Annotated in this window: 12 protein-coding genes; 5 read left to right on the top strand and 7 right to left on the bottom strand. The window is 72.5% G+C overall.

The genetic code is table 11. The features are described 5' to 3' along the window. Positions 1 to 39 precede the first annotated feature (39 nt). Both AC0NH5_RS41995 and AC0NH5_RS41990 read right to left on the bottom strand, forming a co-directional pair. Positions 40 to 3,240, bottom strand: a complete 3,201-nt coding sequence (locus AC0NH5_RS41995) for a hypothetical protein (protein WP_474413859.1) — start codon at positions 3,238 to 3,240, stop codon at positions 40 to 42. Between the two features lie 135 nt (positions 3,241 to 3,375). Next, a complete protein-coding gene (locus AC0NH5_RS41990; protein WP_474413857.1) occupies positions 3,376 to 3,846 on the bottom strand; it encodes an SRPBCC domain-containing protein in 471 nt (156 codons plus the stop codon). Between the two features lie 107 nt (positions 3,847 to 3,953). Here AC0NH5_RS41990 and AC0NH5_RS41985 point away from each other — a divergent pair, with 107 nt between their 5' ends. Beyond that, on the top strand, positions 3,954 to 4,448 hold the full coding sequence (locus tag AC0NH5_RS41985) for a SigE family RNA polymerase sigma factor (RefSeq protein WP_474413855.1): 495 nt from the start codon (positions 3,954 to 3,956) through the stop codon (positions 4,446 to 4,448). Further along, a complete protein-coding gene (locus AC0NH5_RS41980) occupies positions 4,448 to 5,098 on the top strand; it encodes a hypothetical protein (protein ID WP_474413853.1) in 651 nt (216 codons plus the stop codon). Before AC0NH5_RS41985 ends, AC0NH5_RS41980 begins: the two co-directional genes overlap by 1 nt. A gap of 143 nt (positions 5,099 to 5,241) precedes the next feature. Here AC0NH5_RS41980 and AC0NH5_RS41975 read toward each other — a convergent pair whose 3' ends face one another. The 4 genes from AC0NH5_RS41975 to ald all read right to left on the bottom strand — a co-directional run bounded on the left by AC0NH5_RS41975 (position 5,242) and on the right by ald (position 9,038). Then, positions 5,242 to 5,919 (bottom strand): zinc metalloprotease, encoded by a 678-nt coding sequence (locus AC0NH5_RS41975; protein WP_474413851.1) that lies wholly within the window; start codon positions 5,917 to 5,919, stop codon positions 5,242 to 5,244. A gap of 11 nt (positions 5,920 to 5,930) precedes the next feature. Then, on the bottom strand, positions 5,931 to 6,863 hold the full coding sequence (locus AC0NH5_RS41970; protein WP_474413849.1) for a ParA family protein: 933 nt from the start codon (positions 6,861 to 6,863) through the stop codon (positions 5,931 to 5,933). A gap of 151 nt (positions 6,864 to 7,014) precedes the next feature. After that, positions 7,015 to 7,926, bottom strand: coding sequence for a site-specific tyrosine recombinase XerD (gene xerD, locus AC0NH5_RS41965; RefSeq protein ID WP_474413877.1), 912 nt, complete (start codon positions 7,924 to 7,926; stop codon positions 7,015 to 7,017). Further along, on the bottom strand, positions 7,923 to 9,038 hold the full coding sequence (ald, locus tag AC0NH5_RS41960) for an alanine dehydrogenase (RefSeq protein ID WP_474413846.1): 1,116 nt from the start codon (positions 9,036 to 9,038) through the stop codon (positions 7,923 to 7,925). Before ald ends, xerD begins: the two co-directional genes overlap by 4 nt. Before the next feature lie 127 nt (positions 9,039 to 9,165). On the opposite strand from ald, the gene AC0NH5_RS41955 reads away from it, so the two are divergent. The 3 genes from AC0NH5_RS41955 to AC0NH5_RS41945 are packed head-to-tail and all read left to right on the top strand — an operon-like array spanning position 9,166 to position 17,409. Further along, the gene (locus tag AC0NH5_RS41955) at positions 9,166 to 10,359 is read left to right on the top strand and encodes a barstar family protein (RefSeq protein ID WP_474413845.1); all 1,194 of its coding nucleotides are present in this window, start codon (positions 9,166 to 9,168) and stop codon (positions 10,357 to 10,359) included. 15 nt (positions 10,360 to 10,374) lie between these two features. Then, the gene (locus tag AC0NH5_RS41950; RefSeq protein WP_474413843.1) at positions 10,375 to 13,854 is read left to right on the top strand and encodes an NB-ARC domain-containing protein; all 3,480 of its coding nucleotides are present in this window, start codon (positions 10,375 to 10,377) and stop codon (positions 13,852 to 13,854) included. Between the two features lie 45 nt (positions 13,855 to 13,899). Next, entirely contained in the window at positions 13,900 to 17,409 is a 3,510-nt protein-coding gene (locus AC0NH5_RS41945) for an NB-ARC domain-containing protein (RefSeq protein WP_474413841.1), read from the top strand. Between the two features lie 99 nt (positions 17,410 to 17,508). Here the strand turns inward: AC0NH5_RS41945 and AC0NH5_RS41940 are convergent, their stop codons facing one another. Then, positions 17,509 to 17,925 carry a VOC family protein gene (locus AC0NH5_RS41940; RefSeq protein WP_474413839.1) on the bottom strand — a complete coding sequence of 139 codons (417 nt, stop codon included), beginning with the start codon at positions 17,923 to 17,925 and terminating at the stop codon, positions 17,509 to 17,511. Between the last annotated feature and the right edge of the window lie 584 nt (positions 17,926 to 18,509).

Here is an 18,509-nt window from a genome sequence, read left to right as displayed (position 1 = left end):
CGCACGCCGGGACCCGGGCGGCGATCCGGCACCCGCCGGCTACCTGTCCGGCAGGGCGTCTTCCCGGATCTTGAGGGTCGCGGTTCCGGCGCCGGCGAGATGGTCCGCGTACTCGCCGGGATAGCCGACCGCTCCGTTCCCGGCGACGGTGAAACCGGCGGCGCCGCGGCCGTCGTGGAGGCGGTAGAGCGCGGCGCCGGAGACCGGGAGGAGCCGGAACGACTGCGGCGTCGCGGTGGGCCGCGGGCCGGAGGTGACACCTTCGACGGTGAACGTGGCGGCCGCCAGCTCGCGCGCGTCGATCGTGACCTCGACGCCGAACACCTCCAGGCGCTTGCCGTCCCGAACCTTGAGGTACGTGACGCCGGGGTCCACCTCGATCTTTCCGGTGGCGGTGACGGTGAACCAGGCGTCACTGGTGAGGGCCGGGGTGCCGAGCTGATATCTGCCCGCTGTCAGCCGCAAGCGCCGCACGGCTCCGGTGGTGGTGCCGGGTTCCGCCCCGCGGACCTGGATCTGCGGCGCGGTGAGTGCGGACCCGTCGATCTCGATAGGGAAACGCCTGGCAGCGGGCTCTGCGGACGCGGGAGCGCCGGCGGATCGGGGCGTCGCCGGGGTCCCGGTCGGCGCGATCCGCGCGGGGCCGGCGGGCCGATCAGGTTGACCGGCCCGCCCGGGCCCGGCAGTGGCGGCCGGTGAGGTGACGCGGCGATCCGTCGTGGGCGGCGGCGAGGACGCGCGGACCGCTGTGGGTGGTGTCCGCGGACGCTTCGGGGCCACGGCAGTTCTGGTGGGCGCCGGTGACGCGGGACGGCTCGCCGCGGCTTTCGCCACCCTCATCGGAGGGCGGGCCACCAGTGGCTCGGCGGGCTGGGGAAACCTGATGGCCGGAGGCGGGGACGCGGCCGCGGCCGGTTCTCCGGCAGCCGCGGTGGGCTCGGCCGTTCCCGGCTCGGCCATCCCCGGCCGGGCCACACCCGGCTCGGCCATCCCCGGCCGGGCCACACCCGGCTCGGCCGCACCTGACGCGGCCGCACCCGGCGCGGGCGCCGGCGGTGCCGCGGCCACCGCACCGTCCGTCAGCGGCGGCAGGACCTGCTGTCCGGCCTCGCTCTCCGGCACGAGCAGCAGCAGCGGAGACGCCAGGGCTACCACCGCGATGCCGGTGCCGACGGCGCGGGTCAGGTCCGGACGCTGCCACGCGGCGCGCACCACGGGCGCCGAACCCAGCCACCCCGGCACGAGGCCCGCCGCCAGGACGACGGCCCCGGCGACCCGGGCGCGGAATCCGGCCCGGGCGCCCCAGCCCTCGGCGATCGGGCGGAACGGGCTACCCGCGACCGGGCGGGAGAGGCCGCCCGCGACGGACGGGATGGCGTCCAGCGCCGCGTGCAACGGTCCCGCGGCCGGCCCCTCCACCAGCGCGGCGGCGTGCCAGGCCGGGACGGCCAGCCGGCCCGGGAAGCGGTGGATCAGCGAATCGATCACGGCGGCCACCGCCACGACCACGGCGAAGTCCCGGCGCCGGCCGGCCGAGACCGGCGCGCCGGCGCGGGCCAGCACGGTCAGCATCTCGCGGGCCTGGCGTTCGGTGAGCTCCGGGGCCACGCCGTCGAGCATCGCCGGGTTCCCGGCCAGTTCGGCGCCGACCAGGTGCTCGTGCAGCGGGTCGGGGCGCATCGGGGCGCACAGCCAGCCGGGCTCGCCGTACAGGTCGGTGAGCCAGTCGGCGACAGCGGCCCGGGTGGCGGCCGGGCGGTCGGCGAGCGACGGCACCCGGGCGAGCAGGTCGGCCAGGTTCTCGCCGGGACCCCGGCGGACGGTGCAGAGGGTGGCCACCGCGACCGCCTGCCGCAGGGCCGCGACGGGCAGGTCACCGAGGCCGTACTTCGCGCGGGCCTGCCGCGACCAGTGGCGGGTCTCGTGCTCCAGCAGGATCGAGGCCACGTCCGGGCCGTCGACCGGGTCGGTGACACCGAGGAGCCGGACAAGCGCCTCCATGTGCACGGCGAGCACGTTGCGGTAGCAGTCGTCGGTGAGCCGGGGCGTCCGGACCGGCGGCGGAGCAACACGGAGACGGTCGGCGAAGGCACCCAGCGCGGCACGGAAGACCGTGCGGGGATCACCGTCCAGCGGACCGAGCTCCTCGATCACGTCGCCCAGGTCGTCGCCGGGCCACGTCGGCGGCAGCATCGCCGCGAACGGCTCGCTGCGGACTGCCAGCTCACGCAGCCATGCCCCGCCGGCACGGGCCACCAGCAGCAACCGGACGTGGCCGGGCAGCGCGGCGGCCAGGTGCACGAGCCGGTCGCCCTGCTTCTCCGCGTCGTCGACGACGAGCAGGATCTTCTCGCGTACCCCGGCGAGCCGGTCGAACAACGCGGCCGGCGCGTCCGCGCGCACCTCGACGACCAGCAGGCCGGAGTCCCGCGCGGCACGCGCGAACTGCCGGGCCACCCGTGTCTTGCCCTGCCCGCCGGGCCCGGTCAGCACCCGCACCGCAGCCGGCGCCGCCTCGTCCAGCCAGTCGCGCAGCCGGGCCAGCACGTCGTCCCGGCCATGGAACGGCACAACCTCGGCCTCGGCACGCAGCAGGCCGGCCGGGCCGGTGCGGACCGGAACCGGCCGGGTCTGCAGCCCGGCCAGCTCGGCGGGCTCCAGCGGCGGCGGCTCGACCGCGGCCACGAAGCCGGGGTCGGCGCAGAGCGCCTCGACGCGGACCGCGATCATCCGCCGGCTCTCCAGCTCGGGCCGGTCCTCCACGATCAGGCCGGTCAGCAGGCCTTCGGTGAAGAGTCCGGCACCGGACATGCCGCGCCACCGCGACCCACCCGGCGCCTGCGGCGGCCAGGACCGCACGTGGAGATCCAGGCGGTCATCGACGGCCGGATCAGAGGCATCGAGTACGCCGGAAGCACGCGCGCCGTCAGCCAGGTGCGGCTCGGGGAAGCCGGCCACCTCGCCGGTCGTCCCGGCCGTTCCGGTGACGAGGCGTCCCCAGCGCAGCGGCGGCAGCTCGGGCGACATCCAGGTCTCGTCGGTGATCCGCAGCACGGCGGCGTCGAGTTCGGCGGAGCGCCAGTGCACCTCGCACTCGAAGTCACCCTCGGGGAACCGCACCTGGAGGTCGTCGCCGATCAGCAGATGGTCGGCGGTCAGCACGAGCCGGTCGGTGATCAGGAGGCCGGAGCCGCTGGACTCCGCGGAGGCGATCTCGCAGACGCGGTGGTCGTTTATCACGTATGTCCGAAACTGTCCGGAGCGCGCCAGGAGTCGCACATGTCGAGTAGCCGACACGACGGGGTCGTCCGGCCGAGGAGCTGGCCCGGCAACCCGCCGAGCGCCGCCGCGCCTGATTCCGACGGCCGCGCCGGGTCAGCCCTGTGACGAGACGCGTTCCAGGCGCTCGAGCAGCTGACGCGCCCCGGCGACCGCCTGGAAGTCCTCGAGGTGGCGTCTGCGGTCGGCGTCCGACACGTAGAACGAGCGTAACGACACCCTGGTCTGCGGCGCGCCGGTGTCCAGCTCCTCGATCACCATGACCGAGCGCGACGGGGCCAGCCCGTGCTCCTCGGAGCCCTGGTGGGTGTAGGCGATCCGCCGGCCCGCCACCACCTCGTCGAACACGTAGACATTCGTGAATCGCGTACCGTCCGGGCCCTGCATCACCACGTCGAACCGGCCACCGGCGCGGACGTCGAGCTCGCGCACCGTGCTGGCGAAACCGTCGGGGCCCCACCAGCGGGCGATCGCGGCCGGGTCGGTCCAGGCCGACCAGATCTGCCCGGCTGACACGGTCAACACCCGGGAGACCTCGAGGTTGGGTGCCGTCGGATCATTCGTCACCCGCGAATCTTAAGACCCGTGTTCAGGATTGTCGGCCGACGGTGCAGCGTCTGGGGATCGTGGGGTCATCTATATGGGAGAGGACGCCTGGGCGGAAGGGGCACAGCGTGAGGTTCGAGGACTACGTGACGCAGCACGGGCCTTCCCTGTTGCGGTTCGCGTACGTGCTGACCGGCGACCTCCATGCGGCCGAGGATCTGACCCAGATGACGCTGACGGATGCCTATCGCCGGTGGCGCCGCGTCGACGGTGCGCAGAACCGGGAGGCCTACGTCCGGCGGATCATGGTGAACCGGAACCTGGCCTGGCATCGGCGGCGGTCCTCCACGGAGACCCCGTGGGAGCAGATCCCGGACATCGACGTCGCCGGCGATGTCGCTGATGACGTGGCCGGGCGGGACCGGACCCGTCGGCTGCTCGCCGGCCTGGCGCCCCGGGCCCGAACAGTGCTGGTGCTGCGGTATTACGCGGACCTCGATGACGCCGCCATCGCCGATGTCATGAAGATCAGCCATAGCGCGGTGCGGGCTACGGCCTCGCGGGCGCTGGCGACCCTGCGCGGCCGGCATGGCGCCCTGTCCGACGCCCTCAAGGAGGCGTGATGAACGAGCAGTTGGGGCGGCATCTGCGAGGCGTCTTTCAGGAAGACGCCTCCCGTGCACCGGCCTTCGGACTGACCGCTGATGAGGTCATGCGCCCGGTCCGGCGACAGCGGCGGGTTCGGCGCGTGATAGCCGGTGCCGGGGTGTCACTCGCGGGCGCCCTGGTAGCGGGTGGCGTCCTGCTGCCGATGCCGTCCGGCGCGCCGGCGGGTAACGGGTCGGCCACCGTGGCTGCGGATCGACGCGGGACGCTGCCGGACTCTGGCAAGGCCGACTGCGCGTTCACGGGCTCCCCGGCCGAGGTGGCGGCACGCCCCATCTCCTTCGACGGCACAGTGACCGCAGTCGGCGCGCCAATTCCGGATCAACCCACACCGGAAGAGGGATACCTGCCGGTCACGTTCGCGGTCAACGAGTGGTTCCGCGGCGGCGCCGGTACGTCCGTCACCGTTGCCATGCTGCCGCCGCTGGCACCCGGCGAGATCGCCGGGGAGTACACGCCGTCCTACGGCGTGGGGACTCGGCTGTTGGTCAGCGGCGGGCCGGGCGATCCGGCTCTGGGCAGCATGCTGGCGTACCACTGCGGCTTCACCCGCTACTACGACCAGCAGACCGCAACCGCATGGCGAAGCGCTGTCGAGGCCCGCTGACAAGGTGTAGCCGTCAGGCTGGGGCACGGCAGGTCAGCCCGGCGGCCGCCGGGCGGTCCGCCAGTGGCAATCAGGTCGCGCCGGTGGCCCCGGGACCTGTCATGGGCGTACCAACTAGGTTGGAAAGGGTGAAACGTCCGCGGTCACGCCCAGATGCGGAGGAACAGGACGCCGAGGAGGTCGAGGATCATGTTGAGGAACGGGTATCCGGTGGGGAAGAACGCGAGGATCAACAGGATCAGCACGCCGATGTTCTTGTCCTCGAACCACAGGCGCATCCAGCTCATGCTCTGGCCCGGCTGACGCAGCGCGTAGTACAGGATGCCGAAGCCGTCGAGCGGCGGGATCGGGATCAGCGCGAGCAGGCCGAACGCCAGCAGGCCCACACCGAGTGACAGCACCACCTGCTCGACGGCCGGCAGCGGGACGCCGCGCAGCACGTGACCGATGTTGAACACGGCCAGCGCCTGTTCCGCGTTGGCCGGGAAGAGCACCGCGTACGCCGCGATCAGCATCTCGCCGGCCAGGATGCAGGCGACCGGCCCGGCGGCGAACACCGCGGCGGCCCGGCCCCGGCCGCGCCAGCGCGGCACGTCGTCGACGGTCAGCTGCTTGCCCCAGCCCATCCCGCCGACCGCTGCCGACACCGCACCGAACGGGTCGATGTCGCGGCGAGGGCTCGGCCACATCGGCTGCCCGCGCTCGGCGAGCCCGACGATGCGCGCGGTGAACCGGATCGCGACGGCGCGCAGCCCGAGACCGAGCAGGAAGGCGGCGACCAGGGCGACGAAGGCCACCGGCTCGCCGAGGGCGAAGAGCACGGGTGTGGGACCTAGCCTCGTTCTGTCTTGGCGGCGATGACCTCGCGGGCGAGCTGGCGATAGTTGCGGGCGCCGGACGACGCCGGGTCCAGCGTAGTGATCGGGGCGCCGGCGACGGTGGACTCCGGGAACTTCACCGTCTTCGTGATGACTGTCTGGTACACCTTGTCGCCGAACGCCTCGACGACCCGCTGCAGCACCTGGCGGCAGTGGGTGGTGCGGGAGTCGTACATGGTGGCGAGGATGCCCTCGAGCTCGAGGTCGAAGTTGAGCCGCTCGCGGACCTTGTCGATGGTGTCCAGCAGCAGGGCCACGCCGCGCAGCGAGAAGAACTCGCACTCCAGCGGGATCAGCACACCATGCGCGATGGTCAGCGCGTTGATCGCCAGCAGGCCCAGCGAGGGCTGGCAGTCGATCAGGATGAAGTCGTACTCCTTGCGGACGCTGCGCAGCGCCCGGGCCAGGGCCATCTCCCGGGCCACCTCGTTGACCAGCTGTATCTCGGCCGCGGAGAGGTCGATGTTGGCCGGCAGCAGGTGCAGCCCGGCGACATCGGTCTTGATGATGACGTCCTCGGTGGCGACGTCGTCCTGCATCAGCAGGTTGTAGACGCTCAGGTCGAGGTTGTGCGGGTTCACGCCCAGACCGACCGAGCAGGCGCCCTGCGGGTCGAAGTCGACCAGCAGGACCTTGCGCCCGTACTCCGCGAGGGCGGCGCCCAGGTTGATCGTGGTGGTCGTCTTGCCGACGCCACCCTTCTGGTTCGCCAGCGCGATGATCCGGGCGGGGCCGTGCCGGTCGGTCGGCATCGGCTCGGGGATCGGGCGGCGCATCGTGTACGCCGTGGGGTCGGCCGGACCGAGGTCGGCGCCGAGATCCAGGGAGTTCTGCTGATCCCGGAGCGCGGAAGTCCAGGCCTCCGCACGCTCGCCGTTTCGTGCCATGTCCTCGCCCCCTCCCGACTCGCAGCCTTCATCCGGTGCGGAGGGTCGTTCTCCACCGCGGGTCAGCTCAGTCGATGCCCGACTGTACGCCACAGGCGCCGCACCTTCGGGGTCAGCCGTTCGGCGTGTCGCACCTACGGGTACGCAGCTTCTAACGAGCGCGCGGGTGAGAGGTGGCGTACACCTCCCGGAGGCGTTCGACGGTGACGAGCGTATACACCTGCGTCGTGGTGACCGACGCGTGGCCCAGCAGCTCCTGGACCACCCGGACGTCCGCCCCGCCGTCGAGCAGATGCGTGGCGTACGAGTGCCGCAGCGTGTGCGGGCTCACCGCGTACGGCCCGTCCACCGGCAGCCCGGCCGCGGTGGCGCACCGGTGCAGCACGGTCCACGCGCTCTGCCGGGACAGCCGCCCGCCACGGGCGTTCAGGAAGATCGCCGGAGTGCCCCGACCGGCGGCGGCGAGCAGCGGCCTGGCGCGTACCGCGTAGGCCTGCACCGCGGCCCGCGCGTAGCCGCCCACCGGGACCACCCGGGTCCGCCCGCCCTTGCCCCGCAGGATCACCGCGCTCTCCTGCGGATCGTCCAGGTCGAGGTCGTCGATGTCGGCGCCGACCGCCTCGGAGATCCGCGCCCCGGTGCCGTAGAGGAACTCCAGGATCGCCCGGTCCCGCAGGCCGAGCGGCGAGTCCGCGTCCGGCACCGCCAGCAGCCGCTCGACCTGGTCCACGTGCAGGGCCTTGGGCAGGCGTTTCGGCGGCGCGGGCGGCCGGACGTCCGCGGCCACGTCGCGCGGCGCCAGCCGCTCGCGGACCGCGAAGCGGTGCAGGCCGCGCACCGCGGAGATGGCCCGCGCCGCGGAGGAGGACGCCAGGCCCTCCTCGCGCAGCGCGGCCAGATGGCGGGTGACGTCCGCCGCCGTGATCTCCCCGATGTCCTTGTCCGCCAGGAAGACGACGTACCGCTCCAGGTCACGGCGGTAGGAGGCCAGGGTGTTGCCCGACAGGCCGCGCTCGACGCTGAGATGGTCGAGGTACGCCCGCACGGTGGTCCGGAGGCTCAGCGCAGCACCTCCGTCAGGGGCGTGGCGCGCATCCCGTGCGCCTCCGCCACCGGGCCGTAGACGACCTGCCCGTCGAACGTGTTCAGCCCGGCCGCGAGCGCCGGGTCGGCGCGCAACGCGTCGCGCCAGCCCCGGTTGGCCAGCTCCAGCGCGTACGGCAGGGTGACGTTGGTCAGCGCGTACGTGCTGGTGTTCGGCACCGCCCCGGGCATGTTCGCCACGCAGTAGAACATCGACTGGTGCACCTGATAGGTGGGGTCGTCGTGGGTGGTCGGCCGCGAGTCCTCGAAGCAGCCGCCCTGGTCGATCGAGATGTCCACCAGCACGCTGCCCGGCTTCATCCGGGACACCAGCTCGTTGGAGATCAGCGTCGGCGCCTTCGCGCCGGGCACCAGCACGGCGCCGATCACCAGGTCGGCGTCGAGGACGGCCTTCTCCACCTCGTACGCGTTGGAGGCGATCGTCTGCACGTGACCGCGATAGTCCGCGTCCACCGCGCGCAGCCGGGCCACGTTCTTGTCCAGCAGCAGGACCTCGGCCTGCATGCCGAGCGCGATCGCGGCCGCGTTCAGCCCGGAGACTCCCGCCCCGATCACCACGACCTTCGCCGCGTACACCCCGGGCACGCCGCCCATCAGCACGCCGCGCCCGCCGCCCTGCCGCATCAGGTGGTACGACCCGACCTGCGGCGCGAGCCGGCCGGCCACCTCGGACATCGGGGCCAGCAGCGGCAGGGAGCGGTCCGGCAGCTCCACCGTCTCGTACGCGATACCGGTCACCTTGCGGTCGACGAGCGCGTCGGTGCACTCCTTGGACGCCGCCAGGTGCAGGTAGGTGAAGAGCACCTGGCCCGGCCGCATCCGGTGGTACTCCTCCGGGACCGGTTCCTTGACCTTGAGGATCAGGTCGCCGGTGTCCCACACCGCGTCGGCGTCCGGCAGGATCGTCGCGCCGGCTGCGACGAAGTCACTGTCCGTGATCGACGAGCCGGTGCCGGCGCCCGCCTGGACATGAACCTGGTGGCCGGCCCGGGCGAACTCGTACACGCCGGCCGGGGTGATCGCCACCCGGTACTCGTTGTTCTTGATCTCGCTGGGAATGCCGACCTTCACGAGCCGACACCGTCCTTTCTCAACGCTGAGCAAGTCCCCTTGCGCGGAGAGTACCCCTGAAGACGTCCCAGTTCGCGCCGCATGTCCCGGGATACACACGTTGACGGCGAGGCGGTACGGTCGCCCGATGATCGGCCTTCCCTGGCTTCTGGTCGACGAGACCATCGACGACGGTGACGACGTCGTCGCCACCTGCGCCGATATCGACGGGCTCTTCGCCGACGCCCCCGAGCCCCCGATCGAGCGCTACACGCTGCTGGACTGCGTGCCGGCCGGCCGGCTGCGCGCCGCCTGCGACGGAACCGGGCTCGCCTGGGTGGGCAATATCGGTCTGGAAGCCGTGCATCCGGCCGACTCCAAGCATCCGCCCGGCTGTTGGGACTGCGCCGAGGAGTTACTCGACGTGACCGTGATGAGCGCCCGGCGCTCCGGCCGGCACGGCCCGCTCGAGGTGAGCCTGGAAGGCCGGCTGCGACGGGACGGGCTGCGGCACGCCGACCGCGCGCCGGAGGGCGTCGAGGGCTATCTGCTCACCGGTGTGCTCGGCGACGAAGACTTCGGCGGGTGCGGGGAGGTCACCGGGGTGTTCCGCGAACGGCCCGCCGCGGCGCTGCGCCCGGCCACGCTGATCGGCTGCCGGCCCGGCCACCGCCTGCTCCGCGCGCTGGACGCCCTGGAACGCCCCGGCACCGCCCGGCATCGACGCTGGGTCACCGGCTCGATCTTCACGGTGGCTCATGACGGCACCGCCACCCGACTGCTCGATACCGGACTCGGCGCCGAGGTCACCGGTGCGCGCCCGTCCGCTCTCGGCGACGGCCTGGTCGACGTGATGTTCGAGCCCACCTACGCCGACGCCGTCGGCCCGCCCCGCCCGGCCCGGGCCCGCGAGGTCTGGGAGCAGTGGCGCGCCGGCCGCCCCACCGAACCGGGCGAATGGGCCGTCCACGACCGTGAGCTGCGGCAGGAGTGGGCCGGCGCGGCCCTCGCCCACCACCGGCGCGGCCCGGACCGCGAGCCCGGCGCAACCGTTCACCTCGACGGCCGGCACGTCACCGACGAAGAGGGCTTCTACTGCGCCATCGGCGAGGCGGTCAACGGCCCCGGCGGCTACTTCGGCTGGAACCTCGGCGCCCTGCACGACTGCCTGCTCGGCGGCTGGGGCGCCGCCCCGGGCTTCCGGCTCGTCTGGCACGACTCCGAGGTCGCCCGGGCCTCGCTGGTGGCCGGTTACGACCAGCGCTGGTGGGCGCCCGCACTGACCATGGAGCAGCTTCTCGGCCTGCTCGCGGCGGACGGGGTGGAAGTCGAGCTCCGCTGAGGCTTGGATGGCAACGTGCGGCGTCGATGGTTGATCACGGTGGTCGCCGCGACGTTCCTCGCGGCGACCGCCACGGCCGTGTCCGGGGTGGCGCTCAACGTCGCGACCGGCGGCACGGCCGCCTGGTTCCCCACCATGACGGACCACCATCTTCGGTGGCTGGCCGGTTCGGTGCTGACGGTCGCGGTGGCCGGGGTGCTGGCCTGGTGGGCGCAACAGCGGTACGCACAGAGCCTGGTCACAGTGATCCCGGCCGCCCAGCGCCCGGAGCCCTGGGTCGTCGGCCGTCCCCGAGAGCTGACCGCGGTCGTCCGCGCCCTCACCCGCCGGCGCGGCGCCGCCACGGTCGGCATCACCACCGCGGTGCACGGCGCCGGCGGCTTCGGCAAGACCACCGTCGCCCGGGTGGTCCGCGCCCATCCGCGCGTGCTGCGCCGCTTCGGCGGCCGCGTCCACTGGGTGACGCTCGGGCGTGACGTCCGGCGCGGCGGCACCCTGGTCGAGAAGGTCAACGACCTGGTCCGGCAGATCGACCCGGCGCGGGCGCATCCCTTCACCGACGTCCGGCAGGCCGCCGAGCACCTGGCGTCGGTGCTGGCGGACGGGCCCCGCCGGCTGATCATCCTCGACGACGTGTGGTTCGCCGACCAGCTCGCCGCGTTCCCGGTCGCGGGCCGCTGCGCACGGCTGGTCACCACCCGCAACGAGTCGCTGGTGGCCGGCCGGGCCGTCCCGGTCAAGGTCGATCAGATGTCGGCGGAACAGGCGAGACGGGTGCTGACCGCCGACCTGCCGGCCGCGCTCGCCGGACCGGTCGTCGACGGCCTGCTCCGGGAGACCGGGAAATGGCCCCTCCTGCTGCGCCTGGTCAACAAGATCATGGTGGACCAGGCGCGGTCGCGCACCGACGTGGCGGCGGTCGCCCGGGACCTGCTCGCCCAGCTGCGGCGCGACGGCCCGCTTCAGGTCGACGAGCTGAGCGGCGCGAACGCGCAGAGGCTCGACGTCAACGATCCGGACCAGCGCGACGAAGCGGTCCGGGCGACGATCGAGGCCGGCACCGGGCTGCTGAGCGAGGACGAGCATCGGCGCTTCGCCGAGCTGGCTGTCTTCGCCGAGGACGAGACCGTGCCGGTGTCCCTCGTCGCGACGCTGTGGCGGGCGAGTGAGGTCACCACGCGGGCCTGGTGCGCCCGGCTGGCGGACCTGGCGCTGCTGACGCTGTCGCCGGCCGGGCCAGGCGGGACGATCAGCCTGCACGACGTCATCCGCGACTACCTGACCGAGAGGCTCGGCGCGGCCGAGGTGACCCGGCTGCACCGGGCCCTGCTCGACGCGGTCCGGGCCGGGCTGCCGTCCCCGCACTGGTGGACGCTGCCCGCCTCCGAGCGATATCTGCGGGAGCACCTCGTCGAGCATCTGCTGGCGGCGGACCGGCCCGCCGAGGCCGAGGCGCTCGTGATGGACCTGCGCTGGGCAGCCACCCGGCTGGCCGACGGTGGACCGGCGGGGGTGTCCGCCGACCTGTCCGCCATCGGCACCCCCCGGGCCGCGCGGATCAGGCGGCGACTCGACCAGATCGCGCACCTGCTCGGCGCCACCGAGCCGGCACACTCCTGCGTGGACGTGCTCCTCGACCGCGTGATCGACGACCCGGACTGGGGTGACCAGGCACGCGCGATGATCGAGGAGCGCCGGGCGCCGCGCCTGGTGAACACCTGGACCGTGCACGACCGGCCCCGTTCGGCGCTGCGCCGGTCGTTCGCCGCGCACTTCGGATGGCGGCCCTGCCTGGCGGTCACACCGGACGGCGGACGGCTCGTCGCCGCGGGTGGCACCGGCACGCTCCGGGTCTGGGACGTGGTCTCCGGCAGGCAACAGGCCGAAATGCTCGGCCGCAAGGACTGGGCTCAGACCCTCGCGATCGCTCCGGACTGCTCCTGGTTCGCGGCGTCCACCCACGGCCCCAAGGTCCGGCTCCGGGATCTGCCCGGCGGGCGGCAGCGCGCCGTCCTGAGGGGATGGCACTGGTACGTCACCGACGCGGCGGTCGCCCCCGACGGTTCCTGGATCGCCGTCGTGAACGACCGGAAGTCCCTGCGCGTCTTCGACGCCGCCGACGGCCGGAGACGTTTCCGCTTCGCCCGGCGCCGGGTGCAGATCACCGCGATGGCCGTCTCCCCGGACAGCACCTGGATCGCCGTCGGGACCCGCGACGGCACCGTCACCATCAGGGATTCCCGCACCGGCCGGGAGCGCAGCACCTGGACCCGGCTCGGCGGTGACGTCGACTCGATGGCGATCTCGCCGGACGGGACCTGGCTCGCGATCGCGGCCGGCAGCGAGATCCAGATCCGCGACGCGGCCACCGGCCTCCTCCGCAGGGCACTGCCCACAGCCGGCTCGTGGCGGGTCATGGCGATCACACCGGACGGGACGAGGCTGCTGGCCGCCGGCTACAGCAGGGCGATCCGCGTCTGGGACATGGGGACCGGCAAGGAACTGGCGACGTTGGCCGGTCATGCCGGGGCCGTCGATGCCATGGCGGTCGCTCCGGACGGCTCCTGGCTGGCCACCACCGGGTCCGATCGCACCGTGCGGATCTGGGACGCCGAGCTGGACGCCACACCCGAGGAGCGACCCCTCGCAAGCCCGGCCTCCACCTTCGCGCTGGCCTCCGACGGCACCTGGCTCGCTGTCTCCGGCGCCCACGGCGGCATCGAGAGGCGGAACGCCGCCACCGGCGAGCCGGACGGCAGGATGGCCGGTTTCATCGGCTGGCCCGACGTCATAGCCCTGGCCCCCGACGACACCTGGCTCGCCGCCGGGATCCTCGATGAGGTGCAGATCTGGCGTGTCCCGGACGGGAGACAACTGGCACAGTTCCCCGGACAGACCCGATGGATCCGCGCCGTGACCATAGCGCCGGACGGAAAGTGGCTCGTCACCAGCGGCAACGACGAGTTCGTCCGGATCTGGGACGCGACCACCGGAGCAGAACTCAAGAAGTTCGCCGGATCCGCCTCCGGGTCGCAGTCCCTGGCCGTCTCGCCGGACGGCAACAGGATCGTCGTGGCGGAATTCCGGAACCTGCGGATGTACGACGTCGTCACCGGCCGGCAACTCCTCAGCATCAAGAACTCGGCAACCGTGTTCAAGGCGGTGACCATCGCCCCGGACGGCTCATGGCTGGCCACCGCCGGCGATGACGCGATCCGCCTCTGGGACGCCGCCTCCGGCAAGCCGATCACCGAGATGGGTGGCCACGCCGATCCCGCCGGACCGCTCTCGATCAGCCGGGACGGCCGCTGGCTGGCGATGTGCGGCAACAGCGGCTCGATCTGGGTGTGGGACGTCGGCCACCGTACGATCACCACGATGACCCGCGTCGACGCGCAGCTGGATTCGTGCGTGTGGAGTCCGGACGGTCGCCACCTCTACACCGGCGGGTCCGGCCGGCTCTACCGCTTCGAGTTCCGCGACCGCCTGGCCTGACCCGGCTGTCTGGCGTCTTCCGTCCAGGTCGGATTTGATGAGAGCGTGCGCCGACGCCGGCTGACCGTTGTGATCCTGGCGACCATCCTCGGGGCGGTCGCCACCGCGATCTCCGGCGTGGCGCTCAACGTCGCCACCGGCGGCGAAGCCGCCTGGTTCCCGACCATGACGGACCATCATCTCTGGTGGCTGGCCGGATCGGTGCTGACGGTCGCGGTCGCCGGGGTGCTGATCTGGTGGTCCCAGCTGGCGTACGGCCAGAGCCTGCTCTCACTCGTCCCCGTCTCGCAGCGCCCGGAACCGTGGGTGGTCGACCGTCCCCGTGAGTTGTCCGCGGTCGTCCGTGCCCTGACTCTCGGGCGCAGCGCCGCCACCGTCGGCATCACCACCGCTGTCCACGGGGCGGGTGGTTTCGGCAAGACCACTCTCGCGCGCCTGGTCCGTGCCGACCCCCGCGTGCTGCGCCGTTTCGGCGGCCGCGTCTACTGGGTGACGCTCGGCCGCGACCTGCGGCGCGGCGCCCTGGTCGAGAAGATCAATGACCTGGTCCGGCAGGTGGACCCGGCCCGGTCGCAACCCTTCACCGATGTACGCCAGGCGGCCGAGCACCTGGCATCCGTCCTGGCCGAGGGGCCCCGCCGCCTGATCATCCTGGATGACGTCTGGTTCTCCGACCAATTGGACGCGTTCCCGGTCGCCGGTCGATGCGCGCGCCTGGTCACCACCCGCCTGCCGTCGCTGGTGGCCGGCCAGAGCGTACCGGTCGAAGTCGACCAGATGTCGCCGGAGCAGGCACGGCGGGTGCTCACCGCCGACCTGCCGGAGTCGCTGCCGGGCGCAGTGGTGGAAGCGCTGATCGTAGAGACCGGCAACTGGCCACTGCTGCTGCGCCTGGTCAACAAGATCATGGTCGACCAGGCACGATCGCGGACCGACGTGGCAGCCGTGGCGGAGGAGCTGTTGTCCCGGCTGCAGCGCGACGGCGCTCTCCAGGTCGACGAACTGAGCGGCGCGAGTACCCGGGAACTCGACGTCAACGATCCGGACCAGCGTGATGACGCGGTGCGGGCGACGATCGAGGCGAGCACCGGGCTGCTCACCCACGACGAGCACCGGCTGTTCGCCGAGCTTGCGATCTTCATGGAGGACGAGACCGTCCCGGTGTCCCTGGTCGCGACGCTGTGGCAGGCGACGGCGGTCGCCACGAGCGCCTGGTGCGTCCGGCTCGCCGACCTGGCACTGCTGACACTGGCCCCGACCGAGGACGGCGGGACGATCAAGCTGCACGACGTCGTCCGTGATTACCTGCTGAGCGAACTTGGCGACGACGCGGTGGCCGGCCTGCATCGGCGCCTGCTGGGTACGGTGCGGACCAGCTTGCCGGCCGGAGAATGGTGGTCGCTGCCGGCGACGGAGCGCTATCTCCGCGAGCATCTGGTGGAGCATCTGATGGCCGGGCGCTGCCGCGACGAGGCCGAGGCACTGGTCATGGACCTGCGCTGGATCACCGCCCGGCTCGAGGAGAGCGGACCGGCCGGACCGGCAAGCGATCTGTCGCCGTTCGACAGCCCTCGGGTCGCGCGGGTCCGCCGGCTGCTGGCCCGGACCACCCACCTGCTCGGGCCGACCGAGCCGCAGCACTCGTGCGCCGACATCCTTCTCGATCGTGCCGTCCACGATGCCGATTGGGGACACCAGGCGAAGCAGATCATCGCGGACCGCCGGCAGGCACGTCTGGTCAGCACCTGGCCACTCCCGGACCTGCCCGGCTCGGTGCTGCTCCGGAGCGTGTCCGGGCACAACGGCTGGGCACACACCCTCACCGCCGCACCGGACAGCGATCGGCTTCTCGCCATCGACCTCACCGGATCGGTGCTCACCTGGAACGCCACCACCGGGCGCGTTGTCACCAGTGTCTCCGGCAACGGATGGACCCCGATGGCGATCGCGCCGAACTGTGCCTGGTTCGTCGCGGCGCACGCTGACGGAAGCGTCAGCATGCGGGACTCGGCCACGGGCCGGGAGCTGGTCCGGCTCGCCGGCCGTCTCAAGGACCTGTTCGAGGTCGTCGTCTCGCCGGACAGCGTCTGGCTCGCCACCGTGGGCAACGAGAACGTCGTGCGGATCTGGGATGCCACGACCGGCCGGCACCGGCTGGACATCACCGAGCACGCTTCGACCATCCACGCCCTCGCCGTCGCACCCGACGGCACCTGGCTGGCCACCGCGGGCGACGACGACGCCGTCCGGATCTGGGACGTCGCGAGCGGCCGGCAACGCCGTCAACTCGACGGCCGGCCGCGCTCCGTCCACGTCCTGGCCGTCGGACCCGACGGCGCCTGGCTGGCCACCGGCAACGACGAGGGCGAGCTGAAGATGTGGGACGCCGTGAGCGGCAGGCCGATCCACAACCTCCTCGGCCACAAGAATTGGATCAACGCGATCGCGGTGGCTTCCGACGGCACGTGGCTGGCCACCGCCGGCGATGACGCGACGATCCGGATCTGGGAGCCGGACATCGCCGAGCAGCGTGCCGTCATCGGCGGTCACAGCGGTCCGATCGACGCGCTGGCCATCGCTCCGGACGGCACCTGGTTCGCCTCCGCCAGCAGGGACCGGACGATCCGGATCTGGGAGAGCCACCACCACGAGGTCGAGACCTCACCGCGGGCCGCCCTCATCACCTCGTTCGCCTCGCAGGCCGGCTTGGTGGACTCCCTGGCTCTCGCGTCGGACGGCACATGGATCGCCACCACCGGCAGCGACGAGACCGTCCGCATCTGGGACGCCGCCACCGGCCGGCAACGCGCCCACCTCGCCTACGGCCTCGACCAGATCGGCAGCATCGCCATCGCCCCGGACGACAGCTGGCTCGCCACCGCGGACGGCACCCGCCTCCTGATCTGGGACATGGGCACCAAACAGCCGAGGCAGGAGATCCTCGGCCCGCCCGGCTCGATCGAGACCATCGCCATCTCACCCGACGGCAGTTGGGTCGCCGGCGGAGGCAACGATCGCTGCATCCGCATCTGGGACGTGGCCACCGGCCGGCAACGCACCGTGTTCAGCGGCCAGAACGACGGGATACGGGCGATCGGCGTGGCACCCGGCGGCGACTGGCTCGTCACCGCGTGCGACGACCGCGCCCTGCAGATCTGGGACGTGGCCACCGGCCGGCACCGCACCACCCTGACCGGTCACACCGACTGGGTCCGATCCGTCGCCGTATCGCCGGACGGCTCCTGGCTCGCCAGCAGCGACCAGCAGGGAACGGTGCTGGACTGGGATACGCCCACCGGCCGGCCGCGCACCACGTTCACCACCCGGGCCGGCGTCGCGGAGACGCTCTCCATCACGCGGGACGGCCGGTGGATCGCGGCGAGCTCCCGAGCCGGCGCGGTGTGGGTCCGGGATCACCGCACCGGAGCGGTCGTCGCCATGACGCGGGTCGACGCGCGACTCGTCGGATGCGTGTGGAGCTCGGACGGCCGCCACCTCTATGCCGGCGGGTCGAGCGGGCTGTACCGTTTCGAGTTCCGCGACCGCCCGGCGTGACACCTCTCAGAGCCCGCCCGGCGTGACGCTCTCGGGGCCCGCACGGGCGTGACGCCTCACCCGCGAGGCTCGTCCGGCGGCCGGCCGTACCCGGCCGGCTCAGCCGACGAAGATGCAGATCAGGTGGCCGTCGGGGTCGGCGTAGACGCGCAGCGGCTCCTCCGGGTCGTCGGTGCGGTCGAAGCGCAGGGTGGCGCCGAGGCTCAGCGCGCGCTCGTGCTGGCGGTTCAGCTCCTCCACCGAGTCGACCGAGGTGTCCAGGTGCATCTGCTGGGGGACGTCGCCGTCCGGCCAGGTGGTGGGGCGCACGCCGTCGGTCTGCTGGAACGACAGGTGCCAGGTGCCGTCGTCGCCGACCAGCTGGAGCCATTCGCGGCCCTTCGGGTCGTCCTCGCCGGGCGGCGGGGGCTCGTCGCCCTGGCGGTACTTCAGGCCGAGCAGGTGCCGGTAGAACTCGGCCAGCCGCCGCGCGTCGCGCGTGTCCAGGACGAATGCTTTCAGCTTGGGAACGCTCATGCCCGGAGAGCTACCCAGTGCACGCGATCACATACTTACCCGCCGGCGGGTACGGGCATTGAGGGTGACCGGGGGCTTCAGCCCGGCGGGCGCGCTGCGGCCCGCCAACGGCAGCGAGATCGCGGGGGAGCCACGGGACCGGGCATTGTGCGTACGACATGAATCGCTCAGAGAAAGAGGGGCAGCAGCGCAAGCGAATTGATCGCGCCGTGGCGGTGATGGCGGGCCGGCGACCGCTTCGAGCCCGGTCTGCAGGGCAACCCGGTAGAAAAGCTCTTCCAGAACGCTTGCTCGGATAGAGATCCCAGAGGCCCAGCGCCTGCAGGAGCAACGCGGTCGCGGGGAAGAGCACCGCCAGGCCGGCCAGGTAGGGCAGCACCACGGCGGCGACAAGCGTGGGGACGACCCCCACAGGGGGGGGGTCCAAAAAGGGCAACCCGGTAGCAACCTCCCAACAGGGGGGGGAGGAGGGGGTGCGGAGGGCGGCCCCCGCCGTCTCCGACGGTGGGTCAAGGGACCCTTTCTGTTTTGGTGTCGGCCCCCCTTTTTGTCGGGGCGCCTGGGCTCCCCTCCACTTTCCATTC

This window comes from Actinoplanes sp. 13 (assembly GCF_056134165.1).
This window is presented reverse-complemented; position numbering and strand designations above follow the sequence as displayed.

What these genes read in the sequence shown, in the direction of transcription:
- AC0NH5_RS41980 (WP_474413853.1), top strand. Translation starts at nt 4,448, where the DNA reads ATGAACGAGCAGTTGGGGCGGCATCTGCGAGGCGTCTTTCAGGAAGAC.
- AC0NH5_RS41970 (WP_474413849.1), bottom strand. Translation starts at nt 6,863, where the DNA reads ATGGCACGAAACGGCGAGCGTGCGGAGGCCTGGACTTCCGCGCTCCGG.
- AC0NH5_RS41955 (WP_474413845.1), top strand. Translation starts at nt 9,166, where the DNA reads ATGATCGGCCTTCCCTGGCTTCTGGTCGACGAGACCATCGACGACGGT.
- AC0NH5_RS41940 (WP_474413839.1), bottom strand. Translation starts at nt 17,925, where the DNA reads ATGAGCGTTCCCAAGCTGAAAGCATTCGTCCTGGACACGCGCGACGCG.